The sequence below is a fragment of the Streptomyces sp. CHD11 genome (assembly GCF_018638295.1).
Taxonomy (GTDB): Bacteria; Actinomycetota; Actinomycetes; order Streptomycetales; family Streptomycetaceae; genus Streptomyces.
On the sequence record NZ_JABTTS010000002.1, the window covers coordinates 21014 to 37730 of the forward strand.

Sequence of the window (16717 nt, forward strand, 5' to 3'; positions counted from 1 at the left end):
CTCCCCCCACAGATATCCCGCCCGTACGCCTTTGTACGGGACGTATATGAGGGACCGTCAGGTCACCTTGTGCACCGCAGGGTCAGACCGTCAGCGCGCGGTCCGTCGGGCGGACCGGGGCCGGCAGCTCGCTCGCCCCGGTGAGGGCGCGGTCGCAGCCGCGGGCGGCGGAGCGGCCCTCGGCGATCGCCCACACGATGAGCGACTGGCCGCGTCCCGCGTCACCCGCGACGAACACACCCGGCACATTGGTCTGGAAGTCGGCGTCGCGAGCGATGTTACCGCGCTCGTCGAGCTCCAGGCCGAACTGCTCGACCAGGCCGTTGTCCCGGTCGGTGCCGGTGAAGCCCATGGCGAGGGTGACCAGCTGGGCGGGGATCTTCCGCCCGGTTCCCGGCTTCGGCGTGAGGCGGCCGTCTACGAACTCCACCTCGCTCAGGTGCAGCCACTGGACGTTGCCGTCCTCGTCGCCCTCGAAGTGGGTGGTGGAGACGGAGTAGACCCGCTCGCCGCCCTCCTCGTGGGCGCTGGTGACCTTGTAGAGCATCGGGAAGGTCGGCCACGGCTGGGCGACGGGATTCCGCTCCTCGTCCGGACGGGGCATGATCTCCAGCTGGGTGACGGACGCGGCGCCCTGGCGGTGGGCGGTGCCCACGCAGTCGGCACCGGTGTCACCGCCGCCGATCACCACGACGTGCTTGCCCTCGGCGGAGACCGGCGGGGCGACGTAGTCGCCCTCCTGCACCTTGTTGGCCAGCGGCAGGTACTCCATGGCCTGGTAGACGCCCTTGAGCTCCCGGCCGGGCACCGGCAGGTCACGCGCGGTCGTCGCGCCGACGGCGAGGACCACGGCGTCGTACCGCTTGCGCAGCGCCGTGGCGGGCATGTCACGGCCGATCTCGATGCCGGTGCGGAACTTGGTGCCCTCCGCGCGCATCTGCTCGATACGGCGGTTGATGTGCCGCTTCTCCATCTTGAACTCGGGGATGCCGTAGCGGAGCAGACCGCCGATGCGGTCGGCGCGCTCGTACACCGCGACCGTGTGGCCGGCCCGGGTCAGCTGCTGGGCGGCGGCCAGGCCCGCGGGTCCCGAGCCGACGACCGCGACGGTCTTGCCTGAGAGGCGTTCCGGGATCTGCGGGGCGACGTCACCGGTCTCCCACGCCTTGTCGATGATCGAGACCTCGACGTTCTTGATGGTGACCGGCGGCTGGTTGATACCGAGCACACACGCCGACTCGCACGGAGCCGGGCAGAGCCGGCCGGTGAACTCCGGGAAGTTGTTGGTGGCGTGCAGCCGCTCGGAGGCGGCGCCCCAGTCCTCGCGGTAGGCGTAGTCGTTCCACTCGGGGATGAGGTTCCCGAGCGGGCAGCCGTTGTGACAGAACGGGATGCCGCAGTCCATGCAGCGACTGGCCTGCTTGCTGATGATCGGCAGCAGGGAGCCGGGGACGTAGACCTCGTTCCAGTCCTTCGTGCGCTCTTCGACCGGACGCGACCTGGCGACCTCGCGGCCGTGGTTGAGAAAGCCCTTCGGATCAGCCATTGAGCGCCGCCTCCATCATCTTCTCGGTGATCCCGGTCTCGGACAGACCGGCTCGCTCGGCGGCGTCCTTGGCGGCGAGCACTGCCTTGTACGTACGGGGGATGATCTTGCTGAAGCGCTCCACGGCGGTGTCCCACTCGGCGAGCAGCTTCCCGGCGACGGTGGAGCCGGTCTCCTCCCGGTGCCGGCGGACCACGTCCTGCAGCCACTGCCTGTCGGTGTCGTCCAGTGCCTGCACCGCGTCCAGGTTGCCCGCGTTGACGTTGTCCCGGTCCAGGTCGATGACGTAGGCGACGCCGCCGGACATGCCGGCCGCGAAGTTGCGCCCGGTCTCGCCGAGGACGACCGCGTGACCGCCGGTCATGTACTCGCAGCCGTGGTCGCCCACGCCCTCGGAGACGACCAGGGCACCGGAGTTGCGGACACAGAACCGCTCGCCGGTGCGGCCGCGCAGGAACAGTTCGCCGCCGGTCGCGCCGTACGCGATCGTGTTGCCCGCGATGGTCGAGTACTCGGCGAGGTGGTCGGCCGCGCGGTCCGGGCGGACCACCAGACGGCCGCCGGAGAGGCCCTTGCCGACGTAGTCGTTGGCGTCGCCCTCCAGCCGCAGTGTGATGCCGCGCGGGACGAAGGCGCCGAAGGACTGGCCGGCGGAGCCGGTGAACGTGATGTCGATGGTGTCGTCCGGCAGGCCCGCACCGCCGAACTTCTTGGTGACCTCGTGGCCGAGCATGGTACCGACCGTGCGGTTGATGTTGCGGATGGCGATCCGCGCGCGCACCGGCTGGGCGTCCTCGGCGCCGGCCGCCGACAGCGCGTCGGTGGCGAGCTTGATCAGCTCGTTGTCGAGCGCCTTCTCCAGGCCGTGGTCCTGGGTGACGGTCCGGTGGCGGACGGCGCCCTCGGGCAGCTCGGGCACGTGGAACAGCGGCTCCAGTTCCAGGCCCTGGGCCTTCCAGTGGTCGACCGCGCGGGTCACGTCGAGGATCTCGGCGTGACCGACGGCCTCCTCGATGGAGCGGAAGCCGAGCTCGGCGAGGAGCTCGCGGACCTCTTCGGCGATGAACCTGAAGAAGTTCACCACGTACTCGGCCTTGCCGGTGTAGCGGTCGCGCAGCACCGGGTTCTGGGTGGCGATGCCGACCGGGCAGGTGTCCAGGTGGCAGACGCGCATCATGACGCAGCCGGAGACGACCAGCGGGGCGGTGGCGAAGCCGAACTCCTCGGCGCCCAGCAGCGCGGCGATGACCACGTCGCGGCCGGTCTTGAGCTGGCCGTCGGTCTGGACGACGATCCGGTCGCGCAGGCCGTTGAGCAGCAGGGTCTGCTGGGTCTCGGCGAGGCCGAGCTCCCAGGGGCCGCCGGCGTGCTTCAGCGAGGTGAGCGGGGAGGCGCCCGTGCCGCCGTCGTGACCGGAGATGAGCACGACGTCCGCGTGGGCCTTGGAGACACCCGCGGCGACGGTGCCGACGCCGACCTCGGAGACCAGCTTGACGTGAATGCGCGCCTGGGGGTTGGCGTTCTTCAGGTCGTGGATCAGCTGGGCGAGGTCCTCGATGGAGTAGATGTCGTGGTGCGGCGGCGGGGAAATGAGACCGACGCCGGGGGTGCTGTGCCGGGTCTTGGCGACCCAGGGGTAGACCTTGTGGCCGGGCAGCTGGCCGCCCTCGCCGGGCTTGGCGCCCTGGGCCATCTTGATCTGGATGTCGTCGGAGTTGACCAGGTACTCGGAGGTCACTCCGAAGCGGCCGGAGGCGACCTGCTTGATGGAGGACCGGCGGGCCGGGTCGTACAGCCGCTCGGCGTCCTCGCCGCCCTCACCGGTGTTGGACTTGCCGCCCAGCTGGTTCATGGCGATGGCGAGGGTCTCGTGCGCCTCCTGGGAGATGGAGCCGTACGACATGGCGCCGGTGGAGAAGCGCTTGACGATCTCGCTGACCGGCTCGACCTCCTCGACGGGGATCGGGCCCCGGCCGGACTTGAAGCCGAAGAGCCCGCGGAGCGTCATCAGCCGCTCGGACTGCTCGTTCACCCGGTCGGTGTACTTCTTGAAGATGTCGTAACGGCCGGCGCGGGTGGAGTGCTGGAGGCGGAAGACCGTCTCCGGGTCGAACAGGTGAGGCTCGCCCTCGCGGCGCCACTGGTACTCGCCGCCGATCTCCAGGGCACGGTGCGCGGGCGCGATGCCGGAGGCGGGGTAGGCCTTGGCGTGGCGGGCGGCGACCTCCTTGGCGACGACGTCGATGCCGACGCCGCCGATCTTGGTGGCGGTGCCGTTGAAGTACTTCTCGACGAAGCCCTGAGCGAGGCCCACGGCCTCGAACACCTGGGCGCCGCGGTAGGAGGCGACGGTGGAGATGCCCATCTTGGACATGACCTTCAGGACGCCCTTGCCGAGCGCGTGGATCAGGTTGCGGATGGCCTGCTCGGGCTCCATGCCGGGCAGGAAGGTGCCCGCGCGGACCAGGTCCTCGACGGACTCCATCGCCAGGTAGGGGTTGACGGCGGCGGCGCCGAAGCCGATGAGCAGGGCGACGTGGTGGACCTCGCGGACGTCACCGGCCTCGACCAGCAGGCCCACCTGGGTGCGCTGCTTGGTGCGGATGAGGTGGTGGTGGACGGCCGAGGTGAGCAGCAGCGACGGGATCGGCGCGTGCTCGGCGTCGGAGTGCCGGTCGGACAGGACGATGAGCCGGGCGCCGTTGTCGATGGCGGCGTCGGCCTCGGCGCAGATCTCCTCGATCCGGGCGGCGAGGGCGTCGCCGCCGCCGGAGACCCGGTACAGGCCGGAGAGGGTCGCGGCCTTGAAGCCGGGCATGTCGCCGTCGGCGTTGACGTGGATGAGCTTGGCCAGCTCGTCGTTGTCGATCACCGGGAAGGGCAGCGTGACGCTGCGGCACGCGGCGGCGGTCGGCTCGAGCAGATTGCCCTGCGGGCCCAGCGAGGAGAGCAGGGAGGTGACGAGTTCCTCGCGGATCGCGTCCAGCGGCGGGTTGGTGACCTGGGCGAACAGCTGGGTGAAGTAGTCGAAGAGCAGCCGCGGGCGCTCGCTCAGCGCGGCGATCGGCGAGTCGGTGCCCATCGAGCCGATCGGCTCGGCGCCGGCCTTGGCCATCGGCGCGACGAGGACGCGCAGTTCCTCCTCGGTGTAGCCGAAGGTCTGCTGGCGGCGGGTGACCGAGGCGTGGGTGTGCACGATGTGCTCGCGCTCGGGCAGGTCGGAGAGCTCGATCTGGCCGGCCTCGAGCCACTCCGCGTAGGGGCGCTCGGCGGCGAGGCCGGCCTTGATCTCGTCGTCCTCGATGATGCGGTGCTCGGCGGTGTCGACGAGGAACATCCGGCCGGGCTGGAGGCGGCCCTTGCGGACGACCTTCGCCGGGTCGATGTCGAGCACGCCGACCTCGGAGCCGAGGACGACCAGACCGTCGTCGGTGACCCAGTAGCGGCCGGGACGCAGGCCGTTGCGGTCGAGTACGGCGCCGACCTGGGTGCCGTCGGTGAAGGTGACGCAGGCGGGGCCGTCCCAGGGCTCCATCATCGTGGAGTGGTACTGGTAGAAGGCGCGCCGGGCCGGGTCCATCGAGTCGTGGTTCTCCCACGCCTCCGGGATCATCATCAGCACCGAGTGGGGCAGCGAGCGGCCGCCCAGGTGCAGCAGTTCCAGGACCTCGTCGAAGGACGCCGAGTCGGAGGCGTCGGGGGTGCAGACCGGGAAGATCCGCTCGAGGTCGGTGCCGCCGCCGATCAGCTCCGAGGCGAGCTGGGACTCGCGGGCGCGCATCCAGTTGCGGTTGCCCTTGACCGTGTTGATCTCACCGTTGTGCGCGACGAAGCGGTAGGGGTGCGCGAGCGGCCAGGAGGGGAAGGTGTTCGTGGAGAACCGGGAGTGCACCAGCGCGATCGCGGAGCCGAAGCGGCGGTCGGACAGGTCGGGGAAGAAGGGCTCCAGCTGGCCGGTGGTCAGCATGCCCTTGTAGACGATGGTGCGGGCGGACAGGGAGGGGAAGTAGACGCCCGCCTCGCGCTCGGCCCGCTTGCGCAGCACGAACGCCTTGCGGTCCAGTGCGATGCCCCGGCTGTCACCGGCGGTGACGAAGATCTGCCGGAAGACCGGCATGGTCGAGCGGGCGGTGGCGCCGAGCAGCTGGGGCGCGACCGGCACCTCGCGCCAGCCGAGGACGGTCAGGTCCTCCGCGGCGGCGATCTCCTCGATACGGGCGACGGCGGCGTCGATGCCGTCCTCCGGGAGGAAGGCGGTACCGACGGCGTAGCCGCCGGCCTCGGGCAGTTCGAATCCGGCCACCTCGCGGAAGAAGGCGTCCGGCACCTGGGAGAGGATGCCCGCGCCGTCGCCGGAGTCCGGCTCGGAGCCGGTGGCGCCGCGGTGCTCGAGGTTGCGCAGCACGGTGAGGGCCTGCTCGACCAGGGCGTGGGACGCCTCGCCTGTGAGGGTGGCGACGAAGCCGACGCCGCAGGCGTCGTGCTCGTTGCGGGGGTCGTACATACCCTGCGCAGCAGGGCGAGCATCCATGAACGACCAGTTGGGGCGGTCGCTCGGAGAATGCTGGGACGGCTGGCGCGGCGTACGCATCGGCTCTCCCGTCGTCGTCATGTGGCATGTGAAGTGCCGAGGGACGACGTTGGCCCTCTGCTGGAGTGCAAAATTTCGTGCAGGTTACATGATGGAGCGGTTCTCGGGAACCGGGATATTCCGTTCCAGCATGCGGACACCGGGTGGGCCGCGGCGGGGGTTCCGCACCCTCGGTGGAAGTCCGGGGGACCGGACCGGGCAGATCGATGCCGGTCGGTCCGTGGCGGGAAAGAGCTCCTTCGCCCGACCCGCGAGGCACGCCGCCGGCCTCATTGCCCACAGCGCTTACGGCTCATGCCCAGTGGTCATGCCGCCGAAACCAGCAGGTAACGACTACTTATGCGGCCCCTGGCATAAACACGAAGGCCACTATCCTATGGCCGTTCCGAACAGCGCACCCAGGGCGTACGTCACACCGGCCGCCGCGCCGCCGAGGGCGAGCTGCCGCAGGCCGCTGAACCACCAGGTGCGTGCCGTCACCCTGGCCACCACCGCACCGCACAGGAAGAGCCCGAGCAGCGCCAGCAGTACGGCCGGCCAGAGACTGCTCGCGCCGAGCAGATAGGGCAGTACGGGCAGCAGCGCGCCCAGCGAGAAGGAGCCGAAGCTGGACACGGCGGCCACGGTGGGCGAGGGGAGGTCGCCGGGATCGATGCCCAGTTCCTCGCGGACGTGGATCTCCAGGGCCTGCTCGGGGTCCTTCGACAGCTGACGGGCGACCTCGCGGGCCAGCTCGGGCTCGACACCGCGGGCCTGGTAGAGGGCGGCGAGTTCCGCCTCCTCGTCCTCCGGGTGCTTGCGCAGCTCGCGCCGCTCGACGTCCAGCTCGGCCTGGACCAGCTCGCGCTGGGAGGCGACGGAGGTGTACTCGCCCGCGGCCATGGAGAAGGCGCCGGCGGCCAGTCCGGCGAGGCCGGTGAGGGCGACGGTCTGCGGAGCGACCGCACCGCCGGCGACACCGGTGATGAGGGCGAGGTTGGAGACCAGTCCGTCCATCGCGCCGAACACCGCCGGGCGCAGCCAGCCGCCGCTCACATCCCGGTGCGTGTGGTTGTCGCGGTGCGCCTCGTGCAGCGCCGCCTCGGTCTCGATGATGGCCATGCCTGTCCCCCACAGCTTCTTCTTTGGACAAGTTCTACTCTTCGACAGAAACCAATCTACGCTTCCGCCTTCCCTCCCGCCAGCCAGGGAAGGCTCCTCTAACCTGCGGTGACACGCCGTCCGCCGGTGCGGGTGGAGGAACCTGGCGATGTCGACCGGGTGACGCTGCGGCCGGTGAGGCTGCGGCGGTCACCACACCGGGGACAGTTCCGCCAAGGGCTCGGCGCCCTTCTCGGGGCGCGCCTGAGAGGAGAGCCGCGTATGCCGTCGACTGCCCGCATCCCCTCACCCCCGGCGGCCGGAAACGCCCTCGGGCGCCGCGAACGGGCGCGCGGCGCGCTGCTCGGCCTGGCCGTCGGCGACGCGCTGGGCGCCCCGGCCGAGAACATGAAGCCCTCCGAGATCCGCGCCAGATGGGGCCGCATCACCGGCTACGTGACCGACCGCCCGGCGGGCACGGACGACACCGAGTACGCGATCTTCTCCGGCCTGCTGCTGGCCCGGCACGGCTCCGCGCTCACCCCGGCACATGTCGAGGCGGCCTGGCACGAGTGGATCGCGGACCGCTCCGAGGGCCTCTTCAGGGGCGCCGGCTTCAGCGAGCGCGGCACCCTGGAGAACCTGCGCCGGGGACTGGCGGCGCCCATCTCCGCCCAGCACCGGCACGCCTGGAGCGACGGGCTGGCGATGCGGGCGGCGCCCCACGGGGTGTTCGCCGCGGGCCGTCCCGACGAGGCGGCCCGGCTGGCGGCGGTCGACGGTTCGGTCAGCCACGACGGCGAGGGCATCTACGGCGGACAGGCGGTCGCGGCGGGCGTCGCCGCGGCGATGGCCGGGGCGCCGGTGGTCGCGGTGGTGGCCTCGGCCCTGGCGGTGGTACCGGAGGACTCCTGGACCGCCCGTTCACTGCGCCGCGCCGTGACGGCGGCCCACCTCGGCGAACGGGCGGTCCGCGCGGCGGTGGTGATCGGCGGCTACCCGTGGACCGACCTGGCCCCCGAGGCGGTCGCCCTCGCCTTCGGCGCGTACGCGGCGGCCGACGGGGACTTCGAACAGGCCGTGCTGACGGCCGTCAACATGGGCCGCGACGCCGACACGACGGCGGCGGTCGCGGGGGCACTGGCCGGCGCCACCCAGGGCGTCGACGCGGTCCCCGCCCGCTGGGCGGCGGCCATCACCCCGGCCCGGGGCAGCTGCCTGCCCGCCATGGCCGGCCACCACGTCCTGACCATCGCGGACCTCCTGACCCCGGAGCCCTCCTCATGACAACAGAAGCCACCCCCCACCCCCCACCCAGCGCACCCGGCGACGCCGCTCAACCCCCACCAGGGCCGCCCGCACCCGGCATCGAGAGCCGCACGCGTGGCGCGGGTGGGAACACCCGGGCCGAAGGCGCGGCCGAGGCCGAAACCCCCACCCAGCAGCCGCGGGCGGAACCCCCCGCCCAGCCGCCGCGGGCAGAAGGCCTCCTCCTCGGCCTGGCCGCAGGCGACGCCGCCGGCTGGCCCGCCGCCCGCCACCGCGCGGCGAGAATGCCGGAGTGGACCCGCCGCCTCACCCGCGAGCTCGACACCTTCGCCGAACAGAACGCGACGACCACCCTCCCCGTGCCCATCGCCCTCAACCAGCCCTCCGAACCGCTCCGCCTCGGCCCCTCCGACGACGCCGAATGGGCGGCCTTCGCCGCCGAGGCGGTCCTGCGCGCCGGTGACGACACCGTCTTCGGCGACCTCAGCCGCGAACGCCGTACCCGCGCGGCCATCGACCTGACCTGGAGCACCGTGGCCGGCGAGGTCGCCGCGGCGGCGCACCGCGCCCCCGAGACGGAGTCCGCCGTACTCCCCCTGCGCGCCCGCATCTCCGTCCGCGCCGGTCTCGGCAACCTGGCCACCGGTCTGCGCCCGCCCGCCACCGGCCACGACAACCCGCACTACTTCGACGACGCGGCCTGCGTACGGGCCTGCGTGCTGGCCGTGGCCCACCCCGGCGATCCCCGCGCCGCCGCCGATCTCGCCGAGTTCGACGCCCGCTACACCCAGGACGGCGACGGCGTGCGCGGCGCCCGCGCCATGGCCGCCGCCGTCGCACTGGCCCTGACCGGCGCCGACCCGGAAACCTGCGTGGCCGCGGCCTGCGCCGAGCTGCCCGAGGACACGGAGATCGGCCGCAACGTCCGGTACGCGCTGAGACTCGCGGCGGACGCCGACAGTGCCTTCGCCCTCGTACCGCCGCTCGAGCACCACATCGTCGACCACGTCTACAGCTACGGCATCGCAGCCGCCGAGACGGTGCCGGTCGCCCTCGCGCTCACCGTCGCCGCCCGCGGCAGGATCGCCGAGGCGGTCCCGGCGGCGGCCTGTCTGTCCCGGGTCGCGGACTCCGCCCCGGCCCTCGCCGGCGCCCTCACCGGCGCACTGGGCGGCGGCGCGGCCGTCCCCGCGTCGTGGCGGGAGAGCTGCCGCACCCTCTCCGGCTGTGTGCTCCCCCGGCTCACCGGCACCGACCTGGTGGAACTCGCCGGACAACTGGCAGCCGCGTACCCGTCCCCGACGGAGGGATGATGCAGACATGACGCGCGAAGAACCGCAATTCACCCCGCCCGGTCCGTCCCTGGAGGAGCGGATCACCGGCGCCCTCGTCGGAGCGGCCGTCGGGGACGCCCTCGGCGGACCGGTCGAGGGCTACTCCCCCGAGCAGATCCTGGAGCGCCACGGCGGGCGCGTACACGGTGTCGTCGGCCCGTGGAACGGCGACGCGTGGCGCACCGCCCGCCCCATCGCGCCGTACCACAAGGGTGACGGCCACATCACCGACGACACCCTGATGACCCACGCGCTGGTCCGGGTCTACGCGAAGGTCCGGGACCACCTGGACGCCCACGCGGTCGCCGATCACCTGGTCCCGGACCTGATGACGAACCCGCGCTGGATCCCGGAGCTGGAGGCGGAGACGATCCCGCTGCACCGGCTCTTCCTCGCCGAGAAGTGGCTGGTGGCCCGGCTGCACTACGGTCACATCGACCCGCGCGAGGCGGGCACCGGCAACATCGTCAACTGCGGGGCCGCGATGTACATGGCCCCGGCCGGACTGGTCAACGCCGCCCACCCGGCCGCCGCCTACGCCGAGGCGCTGGATGTGGCGGGCGCCCATCAGTCGTCGTACGGCAGGGAGGCGGCCGGTGTCTTCGCGGCGGCCGTCGCGGCGGCGTGCGCACCGGGCGCGACGCCGGACTCGGTGGTCGCCGCGTGCCTGTCCCTGGCGAAGGACGGAACCCGGGAGGCGATCGACAAGGTCTGCGACGCGGCGTCGCGCCATACGGACACCGAGTCGGCGCTGCGTCCGCTGCGGGAGGCGGTGGCCCCCTACGACACCGTGGGCCCCGACTACCGCTCCCCCTCCCTGGGCGCGCGCCGCCCTTCACGGCTGCACTCCATCGAGGAACTCCCCATCGCCCTGGGCATGGTGGTGGCGGCGGGGGGCGACTTCCGGCACGCGGTGCTGGGCGCGGTGAACTACGGCCGCGACTGCGACTCCATCGCCACGATGGCGGGCGCCGTGACCGGCGCGCTCGGCTCGCCCGTCCCGGAGGACTGGTCCAAGACGGTGGCCGAGGCCAGCCGCCTCGACCTGTGGGAACCGGGGGTCACACTGACCGGAGTGACCCGGGAGGTCTTCGCACGCGATGTGCGGCGCCGTCGCGCCCATGAGCGGGCCGTCGCGGAACTGGGAGGCCCGGGTTGCTCCGACTGACCTGGGTCCAGCCGGAGGACCTGATCGGCCACGAACTGCGCCAGGCGTCCCTGGACGGCCGCGCGCCCTCGGCCGTCGCGGCCCGCTGGCGGGCGGCGGGCGGCCCCGAAGCCCCCCTGGCCGCGGGTGCCTCCCCGACCCCCGCTTCCCGCTACCTCCGCCTCCTCGCCACCGACCTCCTGGACGAGCTCGCCGACCTCCCCAGCACGCTGGCCGACGCGGAACCGACCGGCCTTACCGCCATCAGGTCCCTGTGCGCCGACTGGCCGCTCACCGCGGGCGGTCGAGTGGGGGACGGCGGTCGCGGCGACGCCCCGCGGACGCCGGGCCGCACGGCCCGGCCCCACCCGGCGTCCCCCGCCCGCCTGGAAGCCGCCTGGCTCGGCAGGGCGGTCGGCTGCCTGCTGGGCAAGCCGGTGGAAAAGCTCCCCCTCACCGCCATCCGGCACCTCGCCCAGGCCGCCGGCAACTGGCCCCTGACCACCTACTTCACCGCTCGTGGCGTCCCCGGGGACCTCCTCGCCCGCCACCCCTGGAACCGCCGCTCCGCGTCCACCTCCCTCGCCGAGAACATCGACGGCATGCCCGAGGACGACGACCTCGACCACCCCCTGCTCGTCCTGCTCCTCCTCCAGCGCCACGGCCGCACCTTCACCACCTCCGACGTGGCCCGCGTCTGGCTGGACGAACTCCCGGCCGGCCGCGCCTTCACCGCCGAACGCGTCGCCTACCGCAACCTCCTCAGCGGGCTGGAGCCCCCGCTGACCGCCCGCCACCGCAACCCCTTCCGCGAATGGATCGGCGCCCTGATCCGCGCGGACATGCACGGCTGGACCAACCCCGGCGACCCGGCCGCCGCCGCCGAGCAGGCGCACCGCGACGCGACGCTCACCCACACCGGCAACGGCGTCTACGCCGCGATGTTCACCGCCGCCGTCATCGCCACCGCCGCCACGGGGGACCACGACGTCCACGCCTGCCTGCGCACCGGCCTCGCCGTGGTCCCTCCCCGCTCCCGCCTCGCCGGGGCCGTCCGGCAGGGCATCCGGCTGGCCCACGAGCACGCCGACTTCCAGACCGTCGTCGACCTCCTGCACCACACCCACGCCTCCACCCACCACTGGGTGCACGCCATCCCCAACACCGCCCTGATCGCCGCGGCGCTCACCCACGCGGACGGCGACTTCACCGGCTCCATCTGCCGCGCGGTCTCCGGCGGCTGGGACACCGACTCGGCCGGCGCCACCGCCGGCAGCGTCGCCGGCCTGCTCGCGGGCTCACCCGACGCGCTCCCCGAACGCTGGACGGCCCCGCTGAAGAACCGCCTGGCCACCTCCGTGGGCGACTTCCACGGCACCGGCTTCGACACCCTGGCCCGTCTGACCCATCTGGAGGCCTCCCGCCCATGACGCCCTCCGACCCGGCCCCCGCCGCGGCACCGCCCGCCCGCACGCCCGCCCCCGCCGATCCCCCGCTGACCGGCCTGCGCGTCCTGGACCTCGCCACCCTCTTCGCCGGCCCCCTCGCCGCGACCCTGCTCGGCGACTTCGGCGCGGAGGTCGTCAAGGTCGAGCATCCGACGAAACCGGACCCCTCCCGGGGCCACGGCCCGTCGAAGGACGGCATCGGCCTGTGGTGGAAGATGCTCGGCCGCAACAAACGAACCATCACCCTGGACCTGTCCACCCCCGGCGGCCGGTCCACCCTGCTGCGGCTGGCGGCCACCGCCGACGTCGTCGTCGAGAACTTCCGCCCCGGCACCCTGGAGAAGTGGGACCTGGGGTGGCCCGAACTGTCCGCCGTGAACCCCCGCCTGGTCCTGGCCCGGGTCACCGGCTTCGGCCAGTTCGGCCCGTACGCGCACCGTCCCGGCTTCGGGACCCTCGCCGAGGCGATGAGCGGCTTCGCCGCGATCACCGGCGAACCGGACGCCCCGCCGACCCTCCCTCCCTTCGGCCTCGCGGACTCCATCGCCGGCCTGACCACGGCGTACGCGATCATGACCGCTCTCGCCGCCCGCGACCGCACCGGAGAGGGCCAGGTCGTCGACACGGCACTGATCGAACCGATCCTGACCGCGCTCGGCCCGCAGCCCACCTGGTACGACCAGCTCGGCCACGTCCAGCCCCGCACCGGCAACCGCTCCCAGAACAACGCCCCGCGCGGGACCTACCTCACCGCCGACGGCACCTGGGTCGCCGTGTCCACCTCGGCCCAGTCGATCGCCGAGCGCCTGATGGTGCTGGTGGGCCGCCCGGATCTGATCGACGAGCCCTGGTTCGCCACCGGCGGGGACCGGGCCCGGCACGCGGACGTCCTGGACGAGGCGGTCGGCGGCTGGATCGCCCGGCACACCCGTACCGACGTCCTGGCGGCCTTCGAGAAGGCGGAGGCGGCCGCCGCCCCCGTCCAGGACGTACGGGACGTCATGACCGACCCCCAGTACCAGGCACTGGACACCATCACCACCGTCGACGACCCCGAGCTGGGTCCGCTGCGCATGCAGAACGTCCTCTTCCGGCTCTCCGCCACCCCGGGCGCGATCCGCTGGGCGGGCCGCCCGCACGGCGCGGACACCGAGGCGGTCCTGACCGAGCTGGGCCTCGGCCCCGACGACCTCGCGGCGCTGCGCTCGGAGGGCGCGCTGTGAAGGGCTACCCGCTGACCTGGCTGTACGCCCCCGGCGACCGTCCCCCCGTGGTCGCCAAGGCGCTGGCCTCGGGGGCCCATGTCGTGGTGATCGACCTGGAGGACGCGGTGGCTCCCGACCGCAAGGCGTACGCCCGGTCGGCCACCGCCGAGCTGCTGCGCGACCCCCAGCCGGTCCCGGTCCACGTCCGCGTCAACGCCCTGTCCGGCCCCTGGGGACGCGCCGACCTCGCGGCCGTCGCCCCGGCCCCCGGGCTGTCCGGGCTGCGGCTGCCGAAGGTGTCGTCCCCGTCCGACGTCGTACGCGTCGCACGCCGGGTGGTGTCCGCCCGCGGTGGTGTACCTCCCTTGTACGCCCTCCTGGAGACGGCCCTCGGCATCGAGCGCGCCCACGCGGTGGCCACCGCCCATCCGTCCCTGCGCGGGATCGCCATCGGGGAGGCGGATCTACGGGCGGACCTGGGCGTACGCGACGACGTGGGCCTCGACTACTCCCGCTCGCGGGTGGTCGTCGCCGCGCGGGCGGCCGGCCTGCCCCCGCCCACCCAGTCCGTGCACCCCGACACCCGCGACCTGGACGGTCTGATGGCCTCCTGTGCCCGGGGCCGCGCCCTGGGCTTCCTGGGCCGTGCCGCGATCCACCCCCGCCAGCTCCCGGTCATCGAGCGGGCCTACCTGCCCACGGAGCAGGAGATCGAGCAGGCGGAAACCGTCCTCAGGGCGGCCGCCGTGACCCAGGGCGCCCAAGCCCTCCCCGACGGCACCTTCGTCGACAGAGCAGTAGTCACCACAGCCCGCCACACCCTGACCCTCCCGCACACCCCCTGACCCCCACCCGAGCCCTCGGCCCCGGGCCCTCTCCACCCCCGCGTCCCCCGCGTCCCCGCGGGCAATCGTGCCGCAGGGCGGCACGGGTGGGCGACGGCCGAGAGCGGAGGAGGCATCCCGCCGGCGCCGGGCCGCGCGCCACCCCCGCCCGGCACACACCGAGGGCGCCCGGAAGATCCGAGCGCCCTCGACGTCGTACGACGGACCGGTCAGCCCTTCTTCGCCGACCCGGCCTCGTCCTTGGAATCCTTGGAGGCCTTGGAGTCCTCGGAGTCCTCGGAGGCCTCGGATCCCTTGGAATCCTCGACACCTCCGGAAGCCTCGGAACTCTCAGGTGTCTCAGGGCTCTCGGGGTCGGAGCTCCCGGAACCTTCGGAGCTCTCGGAGGAACCCTCCGGCGACTTGCCGGTGTCAGCCGCGTCCCCTCCCCCCGGGGAAACCTCGCCCTCACCGCCGGAGCCGCCCGGCTCCACCTCTTCCTCCCGCCCCGGCCGCTTCCGCGCGGACAGCACGAGGTACACCACCGCCAGCAGGAACACCAGGATCGAGGTCCAGTTGTTCAGCCGCAGTCCCAGGATCTCGTGCGCCTCGTCGACCCGCATGTACTCGATCCAGAACCGCCCCGCGCAGTAGGCGGCGACGTACAGCGCGAACGCCCGCCCGTGCCCGAGCTTGAAGCGGCGGTCCGCCCAGATCACCAGCAGCGCCACACCGACGCACCACAGCGACTCGTACAGGAACGTCGGGTGGTACGTACCCGGGACCCGTCCGTCGGACGAGGACGTGATCTCCACCGCCCACGGCAGGTCCGTGGACCGCCCGTACAGCTCCTGGTTGAACCAGTTGCCCCAGCGCCCGATCGCCTGCGCGAGGGCGATACCCGGCGCGATGGCGTCGGCGTAGGCGGGCAGCGCGATGCCCCGGCGCCGACAGCCGATCCAGGCGCCCACCGCGCCGAAGGCGATCGCACCCCAGATACCGAGGCCGCCCTCCCAGATCTTGAAGGCGTCCACCCAGTCACGGCCCTCGCTGAAGTACAGCTGGTAGTCCGTGATCACGTGGTAGAGCCGGCCGCCGATCAGGCCGAAGGGCACCGCCCAGACAGCGATGTCGGCCACCGTGCCGGCTCGCCCGCCCCGGGCGACCCAGCGCTTGTTGCCGAGCCAGACGGCGACGAAGACGCCGATGATGATGCAGAACGCGTAGCCGCGCAGCGGAACGGGGCCGAGGTACAGCACCCCGCTCGACGGGCTGGGAATATAGGCAAGTTCCATGGCAGGGTCGACGCTACCGTGCCGGACCGGCCGCGCGGTGGGCGGCCCGGCAACGGCTCCATAACAGGAAGACCGGAGTTCCCCCGGTGACCGGCGCTACGCCTTGTTCGCCTCCTCGACCATCTCCTTGAGCTTCTCGGGGGTCATCGCGCGGTCCGCGTAGATGTTCTCGCCCTCGAACAGCACGGTCGGTGTGCCGCTGAAGCCGCCCGTCTGGAACGCCTCGTGCGACTTGGCGACCCAGCTGTTGTGCGTGCCGTCCTCGACGCAGGCGCGGAAGGCGGGGGTGTCGAGTCCCTCGACCTTGCCGGCCAGGTCGATCAGCCTGTCCTTGTCGGCGAAGGCGTCCTCGCTCTCCATCGGCTGGTTCTCGAACAGCACGTCGTGGTAGGCGGCGAACTTCCCGGCGTCCTGGGCGCAGGCGGCCGCGTTGGCCGCGTTGCGCGAGCCGGTGCCGCCCATGCCGCCGTCGATCAGGGTGACCAGGTGGTACTCCACCTTCAGCTGACCGGCGTCGGTCAGCTCACGGAGGGTGGGGCTGTAGACCTGCTCGAAGGACTTGCAGGCCGGGCAGCGGAAGTCCTCCCACACCGTGAGCGTCGCCTTGGCGTCCGGTTTCCCGACCGGGATGGCGGTGCCGTCCTTGCCGAGGGCGCCCGAGGGCGCCACGACCGGGCCCGTCGCCTCGCTCTCGCTGTCGTCGTCGCCGGAATTGGCGGCGACCACACCGATCACCGCCGCCAGCCCCAGGACACAGACCACGCTCGCGCCCACGATCAGGGCGCGCCGTCGCTTGTCCGCCGCCTTCTGCTTCTCGCGCTCGGCCGCCAGCCGCTCCCTGGCGGTGCGCTTTCCCTCTCGCTTCTTCTCGCTCACACCCCGCAGAACGAACCGGGGAGGCGCACAGCGCCTCCCCGGTCCCAGGTCCACCCGTACGAGGGACCCGTATGACTGCCTGCCGGTCGCGGCCCTCTTCTG

General features: G+C 72.7%; 11 protein-coding genes. 6 read left to right on the forward strand and 5 right to left on the reverse strand.

What is annotated here, in order from left to right; genetic code table 11:
- Positions 1–82 precede the first annotated feature (82 nt).
- The 3 genes from HTV45_RS01800 to HTV45_RS01810 form a co-directional block, all read right to left on the reverse strand.
- Entirely contained in the window at positions 83–1546 is a 1464-nt protein-coding gene (locus HTV45_RS01800) for a glutamate synthase subunit beta (protein WP_215203787.1), read from the reverse strand.
- Positions 1539–6137 carry a glutamate synthase large subunit gene (gene gltB / locus HTV45_RS01805; protein WP_215204092.1) on the reverse strand — a complete coding sequence of 1533 codons (4599 nt, stop codon included), beginning with the start codon at positions 6135–6137 and terminating at the stop codon, positions 1539–1541. Before gltB ends, HTV45_RS01800 begins: the two co-directional genes overlap by 8 nt.
- 369 nt (positions 6138–6506) lie before the next feature.
- Positions 6507–7238: a VIT1/CCC1 transporter family protein gene (locus HTV45_RS01810; protein ID WP_215203788.1), complete on the reverse strand. Its 732-nt coding sequence runs from the start codon at positions 7236–7238 to the stop codon at positions 6507–6509.
- Between the two features lie 261 nt (positions 7239–7499).
- Here HTV45_RS01810 and HTV45_RS01815 point away from each other — a divergent pair, with 261 nt between their 5' ends.
- The 6 genes from HTV45_RS01815 to HTV45_RS01840 are packed head-to-tail and all read left to right on the forward strand — an operon-like array spanning position 7500 to position 14465.
- Positions 7500–8504, forward strand: coding sequence for an ADP-ribosylglycohydrolase family protein (locus tag HTV45_RS01815; RefSeq protein WP_215203789.1), 1005 nt, complete (start codon positions 7500–7502; stop codon positions 8502–8504).
- Complete coding sequence (locus tag HTV45_RS01820; RefSeq protein WP_215203790.1) at positions 8501–9799, forward strand: ADP-ribosylglycohydrolase family protein; 1299 nt, start codon at positions 8501–8503, stop codon at positions 9797–9799. The genes HTV45_RS01815 and HTV45_RS01820 overlap by 4 nt, the downstream gene beginning before the upstream one ends.
- Before the next feature lie 7 nt (positions 9800–9806).
- Entirely contained in the window at positions 9807–10988 is a 1182-nt protein-coding gene (locus tag HTV45_RS01825) for an ADP-ribosylglycohydrolase family protein (protein WP_215203791.1), read from the forward strand.
- Positions 10976–12397 (forward strand): ADP-ribosylglycohydrolase family protein, encoded by a 1422-nt coding sequence (locus tag HTV45_RS01830; protein WP_215203792.1) that lies wholly within the window; start codon positions 10976–10978, stop codon positions 12395–12397. The genes HTV45_RS01825 and HTV45_RS01830 overlap by 13 nt, the downstream gene beginning before the upstream one ends.
- Positions 12394–13638, forward strand: a complete 1245-nt coding sequence (locus HTV45_RS01835; protein WP_215203793.1) for a CaiB/BaiF CoA-transferase family protein — start codon at positions 12394–12396, stop codon at positions 13636–13638. The genes HTV45_RS01830 and HTV45_RS01835 overlap by 4 nt, the downstream gene beginning before the upstream one ends.
- Positions 13635–14465, forward strand: coding sequence for a CoA ester lyase (locus tag HTV45_RS01840; RefSeq protein ID WP_215203794.1), 831 nt, complete (start codon positions 13635–13637; stop codon positions 14463–14465). The genes HTV45_RS01835 and HTV45_RS01840 overlap by 4 nt, the downstream gene beginning before the upstream one ends.
- A gap of 209 nt (positions 14466–14674) precedes the next feature.
- On the opposite strand, the gene lgt is transcribed toward HTV45_RS01840, so the two are convergent.
- On the reverse strand, positions 14675–15739 hold the full coding sequence (gene lgt, locus HTV45_RS01845; protein WP_215203795.1) for a prolipoprotein diacylglyceryl transferase: 1065 nt from the start codon (positions 15737–15739) through the stop codon (positions 14675–14677).
- Between the two features lie 96 nt (positions 15740–15835).
- Entirely contained in the window at positions 15836–16615 is a 780-nt protein-coding gene (locus HTV45_RS01850; protein ID WP_215203796.1) for a thioredoxin domain-containing protein, read from the reverse strand.
- Positions 16616–16717: the final 102 nt, after the last annotated feature.

Bases quoted from the DNA above. Each gene is read 5' to 3' on its own strand.
- HTV45_RS01800 (WP_215203787.1), bottom strand. From the start codon at position 1,546: ATGGCTGATCCGAAGGGCTTTCTCAACCACGGCCGCGAGGTCGCCAGG.
- gltB (WP_215204092.1), bottom strand. From the start codon at position 6,137: ATGCGTACGCCGCGCCAGCCGTCCCAGCATTCTCCGAGCGACCGCCCC.
- HTV45_RS01810 (WP_215203788.1), bottom strand. From the start codon at position 7,238: ATGGCCATCATCGAGACCGAGGCGGCGCTGCACGAGGCGCACCGCGAC.
- HTV45_RS01815 (WP_215203789.1), top strand. From the start codon at position 7,500: ATGCCGTCGACTGCCCGCATCCCCTCACCCCCGGCGGCCGGAAACGCC.
- HTV45_RS01820 (WP_215203790.1), top strand. From the start codon at position 8,501: ATGACAACAGAAGCCACCCCCCACCCCCCACCCAGCGCACCCGGCGAC.
- HTV45_RS01825 (WP_215203791.1), top strand. From the start codon at position 9,807: ATGACGCGCGAAGAACCGCAATTCACCCCGCCCGGTCCGTCCCTGGAG.
- HTV45_RS01835 (WP_215203793.1), top strand. From the start codon at position 12,394: ATGACGCCCTCCGACCCGGCCCCCGCCGCGGCACCGCCCGCCCGCACG.
- lgt (WP_215203795.1), bottom strand. From the start codon at position 15,739: ATGGAACTTGCCTATATTCCCAGCCCGTCGAGCGGGGTGCTGTACCTC.